15 protein-coding genes are annotated in these 16,095 nt (G+C 40.0%); 11 read left to right on the top strand and 4 right to left on the bottom strand.

The window, feature by feature from the left end:
- Positions 1 to 160 precede the first annotated feature (160 nt).
- The 6 genes from HT730_RS08490 (at position 161) to carB (ending at position 7,649) form a co-directional block, all read left to right on the top strand.
- A complete protein-coding gene (locus tag HT730_RS08490; RefSeq protein ID WP_088791026.1) occupies positions 161 to 703 on the top strand; it encodes a DUF177 domain-containing protein in 543 nt (180 codons plus the stop codon).
- Complete coding sequence (nth, locus tag HT730_RS08495; protein WP_000244443.1) at positions 703 to 1,332, top strand: endonuclease III; 630 nt, start codon at positions 703 to 705, stop codon at positions 1,330 to 1,332. Before HT730_RS08490 ends, nth begins: the two co-directional genes overlap by 1 nt.
- 210 nt (positions 1,333 to 1,542) lie before the next feature.
- Positions 1,543 to 2,064 (top strand): bifunctional pyr operon transcriptional regulator/uracil phosphoribosyltransferase PyrR, encoded by a 522-nt coding sequence (gene pyrR / locus HT730_RS08500; protein WP_000850023.1) that lies wholly within the window; start codon positions 1,543 to 1,545, stop codon positions 2,062 to 2,064.
- 18 nt (positions 2,065 to 2,082) lie between these two features.
- Positions 2,083 to 3,006 (top strand): aspartate carbamoyltransferase catalytic subunit, encoded by a 924-nt coding sequence (locus HT730_RS08505; RefSeq protein ID WP_001293844.1) that lies wholly within the window; start codon positions 2,083 to 2,085, stop codon positions 3,004 to 3,006.
- Between the two features lie 49 nt (positions 3,007 to 3,055).
- Positions 3,056 to 4,135 carry a carbamoyl phosphate synthase small subunit gene (locus HT730_RS08510; RefSeq protein ID WP_000166853.1) on the top strand — a complete coding sequence of 360 codons (1,080 nt, stop codon included), beginning with the start codon at positions 3,056 to 3,058 and terminating at the stop codon, positions 4,133 to 4,135.
- 337 nt (positions 4,136 to 4,472) lie between these two features.
- Positions 4,473 to 7,649: a carbamoyl-phosphate synthase large subunit gene (gene carB, locus HT730_RS08515; protein WP_173307333.1), complete on the top strand. Its 3,177-nt coding sequence runs from the start codon at positions 4,473 to 4,475 to the stop codon at positions 7,647 to 7,649.
- Between the two features lie 166 nt (positions 7,650 to 7,815).
- On the opposite strand, the gene HT730_RS08520 is transcribed toward carB, so the two are convergent.
- The 3 genes from HT730_RS08520 to tacF are packed head-to-tail and all read right to left on the bottom strand — an operon-like array spanning position 7,816 to position 10,927.
- Positions 7,816 to 8,625: a phosphorylcholine transferase LicD gene (locus tag HT730_RS08520; protein WP_173307334.1), complete on the bottom strand. Its 810-nt coding sequence runs from the start codon at positions 8,623 to 8,625 to the stop codon at positions 7,816 to 7,818.
- Position 8,626: 1 nt separating this feature from the next.
- Positions 8,627 to 9,430, bottom strand: a complete 804-nt coding sequence (locus tag HT730_RS08525; RefSeq protein ID WP_173307335.1) for a phosphorylcholine transferase LicD — start codon at positions 9,428 to 9,430, stop codon at positions 8,627 to 8,629.
- 9 nt (positions 9,431 to 9,439) lie between these two features.
- Positions 9,440 to 10,927, bottom strand: coding sequence for a type IV teichoic acid flippase TacF (tacF, locus tag HT730_RS08530; RefSeq protein WP_173307336.1), 1,488 nt, complete (start codon positions 10,925 to 10,927; stop codon positions 9,440 to 9,442).
- Between the two features lie 439 nt (positions 10,928 to 11,366).
- On the opposite strand from tacF, the gene HT730_RS08535 reads away from it, so the two are divergent.
- From HT730_RS08535 to HT730_RS08555, 5 genes are read left to right on the top strand one after another with little or no spacing between them, the layout of a single operon-like run.
- Positions 11,367 to 12,074: a 2-C-methyl-D-erythritol 4-phosphate cytidylyltransferase gene (locus tag HT730_RS08535; RefSeq protein ID WP_024057711.1), complete on the top strand. Its 708-nt coding sequence runs from the start codon at positions 11,367 to 11,369 to the stop codon at positions 12,072 to 12,074.
- A 4-nt stretch (positions 12,075 to 12,078) separates the two neighbouring features.
- Positions 12,079 to 13,101: a ribitol-5-phosphate dehydrogenase gene (locus HT730_RS08540; RefSeq protein ID WP_172922424.1), complete on the top strand. Its 1,023-nt coding sequence runs from the start codon at positions 12,079 to 12,081 to the stop codon at positions 13,099 to 13,101.
- Positions 13,102 to 13,117: 16 nt separating this feature from the next.
- A complete protein-coding gene (locus HT730_RS08545) occupies positions 13,118 to 13,987 on the top strand; it encodes a phosphotransferase (RefSeq protein WP_173307337.1) in 870 nt (289 codons plus the stop codon).
- A complete protein-coding gene (locus HT730_RS08550; RefSeq protein ID WP_173307338.1) occupies positions 13,977 to 14,855 on the top strand; it encodes a DMT family transporter in 879 nt (292 codons plus the stop codon). The genes HT730_RS08545 and HT730_RS08550 overlap by 11 nt, the downstream gene beginning before the upstream one ends.
- Positions 14,856 to 14,866: 11 nt before the next feature.
- Positions 14,867 to 15,556 (top strand): sugar phosphate nucleotidyltransferase, encoded by a 690-nt coding sequence (locus HT730_RS08555; RefSeq protein WP_061589800.1) that lies wholly within the window; start codon positions 14,867 to 14,869, stop codon positions 15,554 to 15,556.
- Between the two features lie 311 nt (positions 15,557 to 15,867).
- On the opposite strand, the gene HT730_RS10370 is transcribed toward HT730_RS08555, so the two are convergent.
- A partial coding sequence (locus tag HT730_RS10370; protein WP_205380742.1) for a hypothetical protein occupies positions 15,868 to 16,095 on the bottom strand: 228 nt, incomplete at its 5' end.

The following is a 16,095-nucleotide window of genomic DNA, read 5'->3' on the forward strand; positions in this document are numbered from 1 at the left end:
AGTATCTTCCTTGCTCTGATGTATTCTTGCCTATAGTATAGAACTAAAAAAATGACATAGTAAACATGTTAAAAACTCGAATGTTAATTACAAAGTTTGCTGTGCTGATTTGTAGCCTTTTCATGGTATAATCAAGAGAGTAAATCTTTATGGAGGAAGTATGAAATTAAATATTCAAGAAATTCGTAAGCAGTCTGAAGGCTTGCATTTTGAACAAGCGTTAGATTTAGTTGCTGACCTACGTGCACGTAATCAAGAAATTTTAGATGTAAAAGATATCCTTGCAGTTGGGAAAGTCCAATATGAAGACCGTATGTATTTCTTAGATTATCAGTTGTCTTATACCATTGTCCTTGCTTCAAGTCGTAGTATGGAGCCAGTTGAGTTGGCTGAATCTTATCCAGTCACAGAAGTTTTCATGGAAGGCGCAACTAACCAGCTAGATCAAGAAGTTTTAGACGATGATTTGGTCTTGCCTATCGAAAATGGAGAACTTGACCTTGCTGAGAGCGTGTCAGACAATATCCTACTAAACATTCCTATCAAGGTCTTGACGGCTGAAGAAGAAGCTGGTCAAGGTTTTGTGTCAGGAAATGACTGGCAAATCATGACAGAAGAAGAATACCAAGCCCAACAAGCGGTTAAGAAAGAAGAAAACAGTCCTTTTGCTGGCTTACAAGGACTATTTGACGGAGACGAATAATGGTCTTGTCAAAAAAACGAGCACGAAAAGTGCTAGAAGAAATCATTGCTCTTTTTCCAGATGCCAAACCCAGTCTTGATTTTACCAATCATTTTGAACTCTTGGTTGCGGTCATGTTGTCAGCTCAGACAACGGATGCAGCGGTAAATAAGGCCACACCGGGTCTCTTTGCTGCCTTTCCAACGCCACAAGCCATGTCTGTGGCGACTGAGAGTGAGATTGCTTCACACATTTCTCGCTTGGGATTGTATCGGAATAAGGCTAAATTCCTTAAAAAATGTGCCCAACAGTTACTAGACGATTTTGATGGTCAAGTTCCTCAAACACGTGAGGAATTGGAGAGTTTGGCAGGAGTTGGTCGCAAAACAGCCAATGTTGTCATGAGTGTGGGGTTTGGAATTCCAGCCTTTGCAGTAGACACTCATGTGGAGCGTATTTGTAAACACCACGATATCGTTAAAAAGTCAGCGACACCACTTGAGGTGGAAAAGAGGGTCATGGATATCTTACCACCGGAGCAGTGGTTAGCAGCTCATCAGGCCATGATTTATTTTGGAAGAGCCATTTGCCATCCTAAAAATCCAGAGTGTGACCAGTACCCACAGTTATATGATTTTAGCAATTTATAAGATGGGGGCTCAAAAGTTTTTGCTTGATTTTACGCTCGCTTTGTGCTATAGTAATTGATAATTAAATATTCCTTTAAACCTGTCCCGTGAGGCAGGCAAGGAGCGCGATAAAGTAGAAGGGTGAAGTCTATACTGTTAGCAGTTGGGCTTGCTTAGCTATACATTTCAAGTCTCCTTGTTTAAGGAGACTTTTCTTTTTGGAGGTTTGTCATGAAGACAAAAGAAGTTGTAGACGAATTGACCGTCAAACGAGCGATTACGCGTATTACATATGAGATTATCGAACGCAACAAAGATTTGAATAAAATCGTCTTGGCTGGTATTAAAACTCGTGGTGTCTTTATCGCCCACCGAATCCAAGAACGTTTGGAGCAACTAGAAAATCTTTCAGTTCCTGTTGTGGAATTGGATACTAAACCCTTCCGTGATGATGTTAAAAGTGGAGAAGATACTTCTTTGGTTTCTGTCGATGTGACAGACCGCGAAGTTATCTTGGTGGATGATGTGCTCTATACAGGTCGTACCATCCGTGCTGCTATTGATAATATTGTAGGTCATGGTCGTCCTGCGCGCGTGAGTTTAGCAGTTCTAGTCGATCGTGGACATAGAGAATTGCCAATCCGTCCAGATTACGTTGGAAAAAACATCCCAACCAGTCGTTCTGAAGAAATCATCGTAGAGATGGCAGAACTTGATGGCCAAGACAGAGTTCTGATTACTGAAGAAGCTTAGAAAGCTAAAGGAGTAGCCATGTCAGAAAATCAACAAGCATTGAACCATGTGGTATCCATGGAAGACCTCACTGTCGATCAAGTGATGAAATTGATCAAGCGAGGAATTGAGTTTAAAAACGGAGCTCAGCTTCCTTATGAAGACCATCCGATTGTTTCCAATCTTTTCTTTGAGGATTCTACACGGACGCATAAGTCCTTTGAAGTGGCAGAGATTAAACTGGGATTGGAGCGACTTGACTTTGATGTGAAAACTAGTTCAGTCAATAAGGGTGAGACACTTTATGATACCATTTTGACTCTGTCTGCTTTAGGAGTGGATGTCTGTGTGATTCGCCACCCTGAGGTCGACTATTACAGAGAGTTAATTGCTAGTCCCACGATTACGACTTCCATCATCAATGGTGGAGATGGTTCGGGCCAACACCCTAGCCAGAGCTTGCTTGATTTGATGACTATTTATGAGGAATTTGGTCACTTTGAGGGTCTTAAGGTTGCTATTGCAGGTGACTTGGATCATTCACGTGTTGCCAAATCCAATATGCAGATTTTGAAACGCTTGGGAGCTGAACTTTACTTTGCTGGACCTGAGAAATGGAGAAGTCAAGAGTTTGCAGATTATGGACAGTTTGTAACCATTGATGAAATCATTGATCAGGTGGATGTCATGATGTTTCTTCGTGTGCAACATGAACGCCATGATAGTGGTGCAGTCTTTTCCAAAGAAGACTACCATGCCCAACATGGCTTGACTCAAGAACGTTACGATCGTTTGAAAGAAACAGCAATCCTCATGCACCCAGCTCCAGTCAACCGTGATGTAGAAATCGCAGACCACTTGGTTGAAGCACCAAAATCACGGATTGTCCAACAAATGACCAATGGTGTCTTTGTTCGAATGGCAATCTTAGAATCCGTATTGGCGAGTAGAAACGCCAACTAAAACACAAGACGTTAAAAGACGCCAGTGAGCGTCCACGAGAGGTGAAAATATGACAAAAAGACTTCTAGTATTAGAAGATGGCACAGTTTTTGAAGGCAAGGCCTTCGGAGCAGATATTGATGTAACAGGCGAAATCGTCTTTAATACAGGAATGACCGGCTATCAAGAATCCATTACAGACCAGTCTTATAATGGACAAATCTTGACCTTTACTTATCCTTTGGTAGGAAATTATGGAATCAACCGTGATGATTACGAATCTATTATTCCAACTTGTAAGGGAGTTGTTGTTTTCGAAGAAGCACGTAGAGCTAGTAACTGGCGCAACCAAATGACCTTGGATGAATTTTTGAAAGCCAAGAAAATTCCAGGTATTTCAGGGATTGATACGCGTGCCCTCACTAAGATTATCCGTAAACATGGTACTATGCGTGCAACCTTGACCCATGTTGGGGACAGCATGGACCATGTGACGGACCAGCTCCAAGCAACAGTCTTGCCGACAGATAATATCAAACAGGTTTCTACTAAAACTTCCTATCCAGCTCCAGGAGTTGGTTTGAGCGTGGTTCTAGTGGACTTTGGTCTCAAGCACTCAATCCTACGTGAACTTTCTAAGCGTAACTGTAACGTGACGGTTGTTCCTTATTCGACAACGGCTGAAGAAATTCTCCATCTCAATCCTGACGGAGTTATGTTGTCAAATGGTCCGGGTAACCCAGAAGATGTTCCACAAGCACTGGATATGATTCGTGGTGTGCAAGGAAAAATTCCAATCTTTGGTATTTGTATGGGGCATCAACTCTTTGCAATGGCAAACGGGGCTAAGACCTACAAGATGAAATTTGGACACCGTGGATTCAACCATGCGGTACGCGAAATTGCTACAGGACGTGTAGACTTTACCAGCCAGAACCATGGTTATGCAGTCAGCCGTGAGGATTTGCCAGAACACTTGATTATCACCCACGAAGAAATCAATGACAAGTCAGTTGAAGGTGTGCGTCACAGATACCAACCTGCTTTCTCTGTCCAATACCACCCAGACGCAGCTCCTGGTCCTCATGATGCAAGCTACCTATTTGACGAGTTTATAGAGATGATGGAAGCTTTTAAACAATCAAACTAAGAACGAGTAAAAGCTCGTCAGAGAATTTATTTAATGTCGCCCTGAGAGGCGACGAATAGAGAGGCAGGTCGTTTCTTTTAGTCGCTATTGGGCGAACTAAAAACTCCCTGCACTAGATTTTTTATCGAAAAGTATCGTTTCGCTAAAAAATCGTCGGAGAATTTATTTAATGGCAACCCGAGAGTTGCCGAATAGAAAGGAGAAGGGTGCTCCGTATTTGTTGAACTGAATACGGGCTACGGACGGTGCTAAAAAGATAGTTATTCCTAGAACTGATAGTTCTTCGTCATAACTCCTATTTTAGCTTTGTCCGCTTGACGCCCTCAATATCTTATATATGCCTAAACGTACTGATATTCAAAAAATTATGGTGATTGGTTCTGGTCCGATTATTATTGGTCAGGCTGCTGAGTTTGACTACGCTGGGACCCAGGCTTGCTTGTCGTTGAAAGAGGAAGGTTATGAGGTTGTTTTGGTTAACTCAAACCCTGCAACTATCATGACGGACAAGGAGATTGCAGACAAGGTTTATATTGAACCTATTACACTTGAGTTTGTGACTCGTATTCTCCGTAAGGAACGTCCAGATGCCTTGCTACCAACACTCGGTGGTCAGACAGGTCTCAACATGGCCATGGAATTGTCTAAAAATGGTATCCTCGATGAGCTTGGTGTTGAGCTTCTGGGTACAAAATTATCTGCCATCGACCAAGCGGAGGATCGTGACCTTTTTAAACAATTGATGGAAGAATTGGAACAACCAATTCCAGAATCTGAAATTGTCAACACAGTCGAAGAAGCTGTTGCCTTTGCAGCAACAATTGGGTACCCAGTCATCGTCCGTCCAGCCTTTACCCTTGGTGGTACTGGTGGTGGTATGTGTGCCAACGAGGAAGAATTGCGCGAGATCGCTGAAAATGGTCTGAAGTTGTCACCTGTTACCCAATGTTTGATTGAGCGTTCAATCGCAGGTTTCAAGGAAATCGAATACGAAGTGATGCGCGACTCAGCTGATAATGCTTTGGTTGTTTGTAACATGGAAAACTTTGACCCAGTCGGGATTCACACAGGAGATTCCATTGTATTTGCCCCAGCTCAGACTATGTCAGACTATGAGAACCAAATGCTACGTGACGCGAGCTTGAGCATTATTCGTGCCCTTAAGATTGAAGGGGGATGTAACGTTCAGTTAGCTCTCGATCCACATAGCTTTAAGTATTACGTCATTGAAGTAAATCCACGTGTATCACGTTCGTCAGCCCTTGCTTCTAAAGCGACAGGGTATCCGATTGCAAAATTGGCTGCTAAGATTGCAGTTGGCTTGACCTTGGATGAGGTGATCAACCCAGTTACAGGTTCAACCTATGCCATGTTCGAGCCAGCCCTTGACTACGTGGTTGCCAAGATTCCACGTTTCCCATTTGATAAGTTTGAAAAGGGTGAGCGCCGTCTTGGTACCCAGATGAAGGCGACTGGAGAAGTCATGGCGATTGGTCGTAACATCGAGGAATCTCTTCTTAAGGCTTGTCGTTCACTTGAAATTGGAGTTCACCACAATGAAATGCCAGAGCTTGTAGCAGTTCCTGATGATGCCTTGATTGAAAAGGTTGTCAAAGCTCAAGATGACCGTCTCTTCTACGTATCAGAAGCCATTCGCCGTGGCTACACACCAGAAGAAATTGCAGAGCTTACAAAAATCGATATTTTTTATCTTGATAAACTCCTACATATCTTTGAAATTGAGCAGGAGTTGGGTGCCCATCCACAAGATTTAGACGTTTTGAAAACTGCTAAACTCAATGGATTTTCAGACCGTAAGATTGCTGAACTCTGGGAAATGACAGCTGACCAAGTTCGTCAACTTCGCTTGGAAAACAAGATTGTCCCAGTTTACAAGATGGTCGACACCTGTGCGGCGGAGTTTGACTCTGAAACACCATACTTCTATTCAACCTATGGTTGGGAAAATGAATCTATCAAGTCTGATAAGGAATCTGTACTTGTCCTAGGTTCAGGTCCAATCCGTATCGGGCAAGGGGTTGAGTTTGACTACGCAACCGTTCACTCTGTCAAGGCTATTCAAGCTGCTGGTTATGAAGCTATCATCATGAACTCAAACCCAGAGACTGTTTCAACAGACTTCTCTGTATCAGATAAGCTTTACTTTGAGCCATTGACATTCGAAGATGTTATGAACGTCATTGACTTGGAGCAACCAAAAGGGGTTATCGTTCAGTTCGGTGGTCAAACAGCCATCAACCTTGCGGAGCCATTGGCAAAAGCAGGTGTGACCATCCTTGGTACACAGGTCGCTGACCTAGACCGTGCGGAAGACCGTGACCTCTTTGAACAAGCCCTCAAAGATTTGGATATTCCACAACCACCAGGACAAACGGCTACAAATGAAGAAGAAGCAGTGCTTGCAGCTCGAAAGATTGGCTTCCCAGTTCTTGTCCGCCCATCTTATGTACTTGGTGGACGTGCCATGGAAATCGTAGAAAATGAGGAAGACCTTCGTTCTTACATGCGTACAGCGGTTAAGGCTAGTCCAGATCATCCAGTTCTTGTTGACTCATACATCGTTGGGCAAGAGTGCGAAGTTGATGCCATCTCAGACGGAGAAAATGTCCTTATCCCTGGTATCATGGAACATATCGAACGTGCCGGTGTCCACTCAGGTGACTCAATGGCCGTTTACCCACCACAAACCTTGTCGCAAAAGGTTCAGGAAACTATTGCAGACTACACAAAACGCCTAGCAATCGGCCTCAACTGTCTTGGAATGATGAACATCCAGTTTGTCATCAAGGATGAAAAAGTCTATGTTATTGAGGTTAATCCACGTGCCAGCCGTACGGTTCCATTTCTTTCTAAAGTGACCAATATCCCTATGGCTCAAGTAGCAACCAAGCTCATTCTTGGTCAAAGTTTATCAGAACTTGGCTACCAAGATGGACTTTACCCTGAAAGCACCCGCGTTCATATCAAGGCACCTGTCTTCTCCTTTACCAAACTAGCTAAGGTAGACAGCTTACTTGGTCCTGAAATGAAGTCAACAGGGGAAGTTATGGGTTCTGATACGACTTTGGAAAAAGCTCTCTATAAGGCCTTTGAAGCTTCTTACTTACACTTGCCAACTTTTGGAAATGTTGTCTTTACCATCGCTGATGATGCCAAAGAAGAAGCCTTGGACTTGGCTCGTCGTTTCCAAAATATTGGCTATGGAATCCTCGCGACAGAAGGAACAGCAGCCTTCTTTGCCAGTCATGGATTGCAAGCCCAACCTGTTGGTAAGATTGGTGATGACGATAAGGATATTCCAAGCTTTGTTCGTAAAGGAAGAATCCAAGCTATCATTAACACAGTAGGAACCAAACGAACTGCAGACGAAGATGGTGAGCAGATTCGCCGTTCAGCTATTGAACACGGAGTGCCCCTCTTCACAGCCCTAGATACAGCTAATGCCATGCTTAAAGTATTGGAAAGCCGTAGTTTTGTCACAGAAGCAATTTAAATAGAAAAATAAGATAGAAAAAGGTCTTTAAAATTATAAAACGCATAATATCAGGTGTAGAAATCCTTGATATTATGCGTTTTGTTGTGGGGGGGGCTTACTTCATTTTTTCCTGCAATTGAGTTTTTTCCAAGTCTCACTCAATACTTTGTATAATTGCCCTTAATCAGCTTTTGCGATAAGCTTTAATACTGTGGCTATACCACTCTTGCATTTCCTTTGATGGTGGTGTCATATAATCCCCATACATCTGGGTTAAAAATTGGTCATATTTTTTTGGCACAGGCAACATACGACCTTCAAACTCAGTTAAGATGAGTTCTTTAAAGGTATCAACTGGGAAGACTTCTTTCATTCCTTCTTTACCAATACCAATTCCTCCCTCATATTGAGGAGTGCTGGTTGAAGCATTTTTGACTAGCTGATCAATTTTCTTGTAAAAGTAACGGGGATTGACCACTCGGAGAGCGTACCAGCTACATAATCTTAGAAAATCTTTTAGCTTGCTATCACCGTGAACTGCGCGTGATTTTTTGATATAAGCTAGTTGACGAAGGGCCACATACTTATAACTCTTGTCGACAATGCTCAAGTCTGTAAAGCGATCAATTGGGAAGACATCGATGAAAAGGCTGGTATCATGACGCTTGTACTTAACATGGTCTTCGATAACAGTAGAAGTGTCTAAAATCGATGCGAAATTATGGAAGTACCAAGAAGAAGTGTCATATGAAAGAACCTTGTAGCGAGGGTGATTTTCTGCTTCAATAATCTTCAGTAAACGCTCATAATCTTCACGATAGAGAGAAATATCAATATCATCATCCCAAGGAATCATACCTTTGTGGCGGATGGCTCCAAGCATGGTTCCATAACTGAGAAAATAAGGAATATCATGTTTCTTACAAGTCTCATCAATATAGTCTAGCAGGGCTAGTTGAATTTCTTTAATTTCTTCTTTTTCTAAATATTGCATTCTAATCCTCCAATTTGTAGGCATGAAATTCATGACTGTAGAAGCGTTTTTCTTCAGGTGGCAAGGTCATATAATCTCCATAAAATTGCGTCAAAATAGTATCAAATTTTTCAGGTGCAGGAAGGCTTAAATTCTCAAAGGGGAGATCAATTGTTTTATCGAAGGTACCACTTGGGAAGACTTCCTTCTCCTTAAATTTAGAAGGGATAAAGGCCATATACTGACCATTTTCACGACTATATTTTTGAATTTCTTTCTCGATTTTATGTGCAAAATAACGAGGAGAAACAGGTCGAAGGAGCAACCAGAAGGCTGTTCGTATCCAATCTTTTAAAAGGCTATCCTTATAGACAATATTTTTGTGTTTACTGAAAGACAGAAGTTTGAAGCTTTCCAGTTTATAACAAGTATCAATGACCTTAGGATCATCAAAGCGATCCATAGGGAAAATATCGATAAAAACACCTGACTCATAGGTTTTTGTATTTCGAGTATCAATAATTTTAGTTGTACTGTCGGTTATTTTGATAAAGTTATTAAAGTAGTTCTTATCCGTTTCTAAGGATAGGAGATTATACTTACTTTTTTCCTTTTGAAAAATGTTTATAAATCGTTGGTAGTCTTCTCGAGGCATGGATAAATCAATATCGTCGTCCCAAGGAATAAAGCCCTTATGTCGAACTGCCCCAATCAGAGTACCGTAGTTAATAATATAGTTGATATTGTGCTTTTTACAGAGAGTATCAATATAATCCAAAATTTCTAATTCAATTTGTTTGGCATCTTCAATGGTTAGTTGTTTCATTTTAAACTCCTATGATTTTTTGAATTTATTTTTTAAGGCTAGGACATGGTTTAAAAATTCATAGAAAATGCTATCTTTGGTGAAGACAAGTAGACCAATATAAGAGATGGCTGATAGCAAGACAATCAAACCAGTATTAATCAAAAATGGTAAATTAATGGTCATATCCACAGGATACAAGAAATTAATCAGGAAATAAATTCCTACAAAGGAAAGTGAAAAGAGCGAGTATCGAACAGTATAGCTAAAGATATGTCCTAAGTGAATAAGTTGTTTCCTATGGATGAAAATGATATAGAAAACAAGTAGAGAGGCCTCTGATAGCATAGTTGTCAGTAAGTAGTATTCAGGAGCCACGATATGGTTGAAAAAGAGGAGACTATTTAAGCCCAAATTGAGTAGCCCTGCAAAGACTGTATAGACTGTGATTCGTTTTTCATAGCCATTTGTAAAGAGAATTTGGGAACCAAGAATGGTATCCAGTGCCAGGATAATCGTGCGAAAAGCGAAGAGAGAGGTTAAGATACCGCCTCCGATATATTTTTCACTACCATAAAGTAGGATAGCATTTGGTCCTAAAACCATGAGTCCGAAACTCAGTGGAATGATAAAGAAGTTAAAGATTCGACTGCCCCTGTTAACCAGAGAAACATAGGCTTCTTTGTCTCCTTTACCCAAATAGTAACTGAGACGAGGCACACTCACTCCAATTGCACCTGTTACAACCCCAGCTATAACGGTCACAATTCGCTGAGCCATGGTATAGTAACTAACGTTGACATCAATCCCTGTTTTAACGAGGAAGAGACGGTCCAAAAATGTGAAGAGCATATTGGCATTGGCAAAGACCAACATGGCTGTTAAAGGGAGAAAGAGCGGTTTAAAATCACTTAGGTGGATTTTAACAAGTTTAATGTCTCTTTTAATCCAAAAATAACTAATCAGATAGTTAATCAGTGTCGATAAACTCATCACAAGTGTGTAGACAACAATATCGTGTTCATTTTTAACAAATAAGAAAATAGAGACCAGCATCAGGATACGGATGAAGGCAGTCTTGTAAAAGAGAAAACTGTAATTTTCCAGAGCTTCATTGACCCATTCGATTGAAAAAATCTGGGCAATGAGTTGAATCCCCATAACAAGGTAGACTTTTTTGACAATTGGATTATCTGTAAAGAAGAGAGGATAGGCTAGGATATAGACAGCGGTAGTCAAAATTGTACAAGCTATGCACAAATAAAAAAGACTAGAGAAGGTTCTATTCAGATCTTTTTTGTTATCCTTGACATTACTGATGGCCCGTAAACCGTAGTTATAGACCCCATAAGTCGCAAAGGGCAAGAAAAATGACAAAATAGTGTCAACTGAGTTGAAGTAACCATAGTCAGTTCGGTCCAAGACACGCGCGACATAGGTTCCAGTTAGGATGGGAAAAATAATATTTAAGACACGAATTCCCATGTAGGATAGAGCATTTAATTTTATACTTTTCATTCAATTTACCTCGTTTTTCATTATATCATAAAGTCAGCTAATAAGAAATGAAGGGAAGTAATACTCTTCGAAAATCAAATTCAAACCACGTCAGCGTCGCCTTACCGTACTCAAGTACAGTTACGGCTAGCTTCCTAGTTTGCTTTTTGATTTTCATTGAGTATAAGTCAAGTAATCACTTTGAAGTTTCAAAGCTTAATTTTAAGTTTTCTTTAAGGAAAGTATATTATTCTGAAGAACTCTAAAATTTCACAGCCATTTATCGGTAATGACTACAGAATTCCTAGTCATTACTAGAAATGGACTAGTTTCTTTGAATAATAGAACTCCTTAAACCTTCTATTCTAGAACGGGAGGGTCGGTATTTCTTTCATGATAGGACTAGATTGTGGTATAATAGAGAGAATAAGTTTTTTTAGTAAGACAAAGGAGAAAATAGATGATTTATGCAGGAATTCTTGCTGGTGGAACTGGCACACGCATGGGAATCAGTAACTTGCCAAAACAATTTTTAGAGCTAGGTGATCGACCTATTTTGATTCATACAATTGAAAAATTTGTCTTGGAACCAAGTATTGAAAAAATTGTAGTTGGGGTTCATGGAGACTGGGTTTCTCATGCAGAAGATCTTGTAGATAAATATCTTCCTCTTCATAAGGAACGTATCATCATTACAAAAGGTGGTGCTGACCGCAATACAAGTATTGAGAAAATCATTGAAGCCATTGATGCTTATCGTCCGCTTACTCCAGAGGACATTGTTGTTACCCACGATTCTGTTCGTCCATTTATTACACTTCGCATGATTCAAGACAATATCAAACTTGCTCAAAATCATGACGCAGTGGACACAGTGGTAGAAGCGGTTGATACTATCGTTGAAAGTACTAATGGCCAATTTATTACAGATATTCCAAATCGTGCTCACCTTTATCAAGGACAAACACCTCAAACATTCCGTTGCAAGGACTTCATGGACCTTTATGGATCTCTTTCTGATGAAGAGAAGGAAATCTTGACAGATGCATGTAAAATCTTTGTGATCAAAGGAAAAGATGTGGCCTTGGCCAAAGGTGAATACTCAAATCTGAAGATTACAACCGTAACAGATTTGAAGATTGCAAAAAGTATGATTGAGAAAGACTAGTAAAATGATTAATCAAATTTATCAACTAACTAAGCCTAAGTTTATCAATGTCAAATATCAGGAAGAGGCTATTGAACAAGAGAATCATATCCTCATCCGCCCTAACTACATGGCTGTCTGTCATGCGGATCAGCGTTACTACCAAGGAAAACGTGATCCAAAGATTTTGAATAAAAAGCTTCCAATGGCAATGATTCACGAGTCATGTGGAACCGTTATTTCTGACCCGACAGGAACCTATGAGGTTGGGCAAAAAGTTGTCATGATTCCCAATCAGCCTCCTATGCAGAGTGATGAAGAATTTTATGAGAACTACATGACAGGGACCCATTTCTTGTCCAGTGGCTTTGATGGCTTTATGAGAGAGTTTGTTTCTCTCCCTAAAGACCGTGTGGTGGCTTATGATGCTATTGAAGATACGGTTGCAGCCATTACAGAGTTTGTCAGTGTCGGCATGCACGCTATGAATCGTCTATTGACCCTTGCTCATAGCAAGCGGGACCGAATCGCCGTTATCGGAGATGGAAGTTTAGCATTTGTGGTTGCCAATATTATCAACTATACTTTGCCAGAAGCAGAGATTGTGGTTATTGGTCGTCATTGGGAAAAATTGGAACTTTTCTCATTTGCCAAAGAATGCTATATTACGGATAATATTCCTGAAGATTTGGCCTTTGACCATGCTTTTGAGTGTTGTGGTGGTGATGGTACTGGACCAGCTATTAATGATTTGATTCGCTATATTCGTCCTCAGGGAACGATTCTTATGATGGGAGTTAGTGAGTATAAAGTCAATCTCAATACACGCGATGCCTTAGAAAAAGGTTTGCTCTTGGTTGGTTCCTCTCGTTCTGGTCGCATTGATTTTGAAAATGCTATCCAAATGATGGAAGTCAAGAAATTTGCCAATCGTCTTAAAAATATCCTTTATCTAGAAGAACCTGTAAGAGAAATTAAAGATATTCACCGTGTCTTTGCGACCGATTTAAACACAGCCTTTAAAACTGTGTTTAAGTGGGAAGTATAAGTGCTGGAGGTTAATTGTGGAGAAAATCATTAAAGAAAAAATTTCTTCCTTACTTAGTCAAGAAGAGGAAGTCCTCAGTGTTGAACAACTGGGGGGAATGACCAATCAAAACTATTTGGTCAAAACAACAAATAAGCAATACATTGTTAAATTCTTTGGTAAAGGGACAGAAAAGCTTATCAATCGACAAGATGAAAAGTACAATCTTGAACTACTAAAAGATTTAGATTTAGATGTGAAAAATTACCTTTTTGATATTGAAGCTGGTATCAAAGTAAATGAGTATATCGAATCTGCGATTACGCTTGATTCAAGGTCAATCAAGACCAAATTTGATAAAATTGCTCCAATATTACAAACCATTCATGCTTCTGGCAAGGAATTAAGAGGAGAATTTGCTCCTTTTGAAGAAATCAAAAAATACGAATCCTTGATTGAAGAGAAAATCCCTTATGCCAACTATGAAACTGTTCGAGAAGAAGTCTTCTCCTTAGAGAAAAGACTGGTTGACTTAGGTGTTGACAGAAAATCTTGTCATATTGATTTGGTGCCTGAAAACTTTATCGAGTCACCACAAGGACGACTTTATCTGATTGACTGGGAATATTCATCAATGAACGATCCAATGTGGGATTTGGCTGCTCTCTTTTTAGAGTCTGAATTCACTCGTCAAGAGGAAGAAGACTTCTTGTCTCACTATGAGAGTGAGCAAACACCTGTCTCTCGTGAAAAGATTGCCATTTATAAAATTTTACAAGATGCTATTTGGAGTCTATGGACAGTCTACAAAGAAGAGCAAGGTGCAGATTTTGGTGACTATGGTGTGAGTCGTTACCAAAGAGCTGTTAAAGGTTTGGCCTATTATGGAGGTTCAGATGAAAAATAAAAATGGAGTTTCTTTTGGTCTACTCTCAGGTATTTTCTGGGGTTTAGGTCTAACGATTAGTGCTTATATCTTTTCGATTTTTACAGATTTGTCGCCCTTTGTGGTGGCCGCTGCTCACGATTTCTTGAGTATCTTTATCTTACTAGCTTTTCTCTTGGTAAAAGAAGGAAAAATTCGTCTCTCAATTTTCTTAAATATTCGCAATGTTAGTGTTATCATCGGAGCCTTGCTAGCAGGCCCTATCGGTATGCAGGCCAATCTTTATGCGGTTAAGTATATCGGAAGTTCCTTAGCTTCATCTGTGTCGGCTATTTACCCTGCGATTTCAGTTTTATTGGCTTTCTTCTTTTTGAAGCACAAGATTTCGAAAAATACTGTGTTTGGGATCGTCTTGATTATTGGAGGGATAATTGCTCAGACCTATAAGGTTGAACAAGTCAATTCTTTCTACATTGGGATTCTCTGTGCTTTGGTTTGTGCTATTGCATGGGGAAGTGAGAGTGTTCTTAGCTCTTTTGCCATGGAAAGTGAATTGAGTGAAATCGAAGCCCTCTTAATCCGTCAAGTGACTTCATTCTTGTCCTATCTTGTGATTGTGCTCTTCTCTCATCAGTCATTTGCAGAAGTGGCCAATGGACAATTGCTAGGTCTTATGATTGTCTTTGCAGCCTTTGATATGATTTCCTACTTGGCTTATTATATCGCTATCAATCGCTTGCAACCAGCCAAGGCTACAGGCTTGAATGTGAGCTATGTAGTATGGACAGTCTTGTTTGCAGTTGTTTTCTTGGGTGCACCGCTAGATATGTTGACAATTATTACGTCACTTGTCGTCATTGCTGGAGTTTATATTATTATTAAAGAATAAAGGAGATTTGTGTGAAAGCTATCATCTTAGCAGCGGGATTGGGAACTCGCTTGCGTCCTATGACTGAAAATACCCCTAAAGCCTTGGTTCAGGTTAATGAAAAACCTTTGATTGAATACCAAATTGAGTTTCTCAAAGAAAAAGGAATCAATGACATCATCATCATAGTTGGTTACCTTAAAGAACAATTCGATTACTTAAAAGAAAAATATGGAGTTCGCCTCGTTTTCAATGATAAATACGCTGACTACAATAACTTTTACTCTCTCTATCTTGTAAAAGAAGAATTGGCCAACAGCTATGTTATTGATGCAGATAACTATCTCTTTAAAAATATGTTCCGCAATGATTTGACACGTTCGACTTATTTTAGTGTTTATCGTGAAGATTGTACCAACGAATGGTTCTTGGTCTATGGAGATGACTACAAGGTTCAAGACATTATTGTTGATAGCAAGGCAGGTCGCATCCTTAGTGGTGTATCCTTCTGGGATGCTCCAACTGCAGAAAAGATTGTCAGCTTTATTGACAAGGCTTATGCAAGTGGTGAATTTGTTGATCTCTATTGGGACAATATGGTTAAGGATAATATCAAAGAGTTGGATGTCTATGTTGAAGAATTAGAAGGCAATAGCATCTATGAGATCGATAGTGTCCAAGACTATCATAAATTAGAAGAAATTCTTAAAAACGAAAATTAAAAATTTTGTATGTGAGTTATGGTCTCGATAAAAATAGTTACATCAAAATGAAGTAGGAATTAGGTGAATCAATTGGGGAAGTCAAATTAATGTGTTCGTCTCCTATTTCAATCTACTATACAAGAAAAGTGCAAATAAAAAATCTCCAGATTAGGAACCATCAGTGAGTTCTCTAGTCTGGAGATTTTTCAATATACTTCGTTATTGGGCGGTTACGATTTACTATAAATGAGTATAAAATTGAATTTTGTCTAGCTTCTAGCTCATTCATTTGTTGTCTTAGATAACTCGCGTCCCACTTGACCCGTCTTTTAAACAATTAATCTCGGAAACAGCGCTATTCTTAGCCGTGTTAACACTATTTTGATCTTGGCTTGGTCAATTTGAGGTGTTGAATCGTATTCTTTGGACTCTATGGCTGCTTTCACAGCATTCTCCTCTTTCGTAAGATGTTGAATGCCGTTAATCGTAGCCTTCTTCTCGTTAGCTTTTGTCTGTAGTTCGCGGTTAGCCCCCTCTCTATCAATTAGCGCTGTAGC

It is taken from the genome of Streptococcus sp. k-628, assembly GCF_013277475.1.
Lineage (GTDB): Bacteria > Bacillota > Bacilli > Lactobacillales > Streptococcaceae > Streptococcus.

What these genes read in the sequence shown, in the direction of transcription:
- HT730_RS08525 (WP_173307335.1), bottom strand. Translation starts at nt 9,430, where the DNA reads ATGAAACAACTAACCATTGAAGATGCCAAACAAATTGAATTAGAAATT.
- pyrR (WP_000850023.1), top strand. Translation starts at nt 1,543, where the DNA reads ATGAAGACAAAAGAAGTTGTAGACGAATTGACCGTCAAACGAGCGATT.
- HT730_RS08540 (WP_172922424.1), top strand. Translation starts at nt 12,079, where the DNA reads ATGATTAATCAAATTTATCAACTAACTAAGCCTAAGTTTATCAATGTC.
- nth (WP_000244443.1), top strand. Translation starts at nt 703, where the DNA reads ATGGTCTTGTCAAAAAAACGAGCACGAAAAGTGCTAGAAGAAATCATT.
- HT730_RS08505 (WP_001293844.1), top strand. Translation starts at nt 2,083, where the DNA reads ATGTCAGAAAATCAACAAGCATTGAACCATGTGGTATCCATGGAAGAC.
- HT730_RS08520 (WP_173307334.1), bottom strand. Translation starts at nt 8,625, where the DNA reads ATGCAATATTTAGAAAAAGAAGAAATTAAAGAAATTCAACTAGCCCTG.
- HT730_RS08535 (WP_024057711.1), top strand. Translation starts at nt 11,367, where the DNA reads ATGATTTATGCAGGAATTCTTGCTGGTGGAACTGGCACACGCATGGGA.
- HT730_RS08510 (WP_000166853.1), top strand. Translation starts at nt 3,056, where the DNA reads ATGACAAAAAGACTTCTAGTATTAGAAGATGGCACAGTTTTTGAAGGC.
- carB (WP_173307333.1), top strand. Translation starts at nt 4,473, where the DNA reads ATGCCTAAACGTACTGATATTCAAAAAATTATGGTGATTGGTTCTGGT.
- tacF (WP_173307336.1), bottom strand. Translation starts at nt 10,927, where the DNA reads ATGAAAAGTATAAAATTAAATGCTCTATCCTACATGGGAATTCGTGTC.
- HT730_RS08550 (WP_173307338.1), top strand. Translation starts at nt 13,977, where the DNA reads ATGAAAAATAAAAATGGAGTTTCTTTTGGTCTACTCTCAGGTATTTTC.
- HT730_RS08490 (WP_088791026.1), top strand. Translation starts at nt 161, where the DNA reads ATGAAATTAAATATTCAAGAAATTCGTAAGCAGTCTGAAGGCTTGCAT.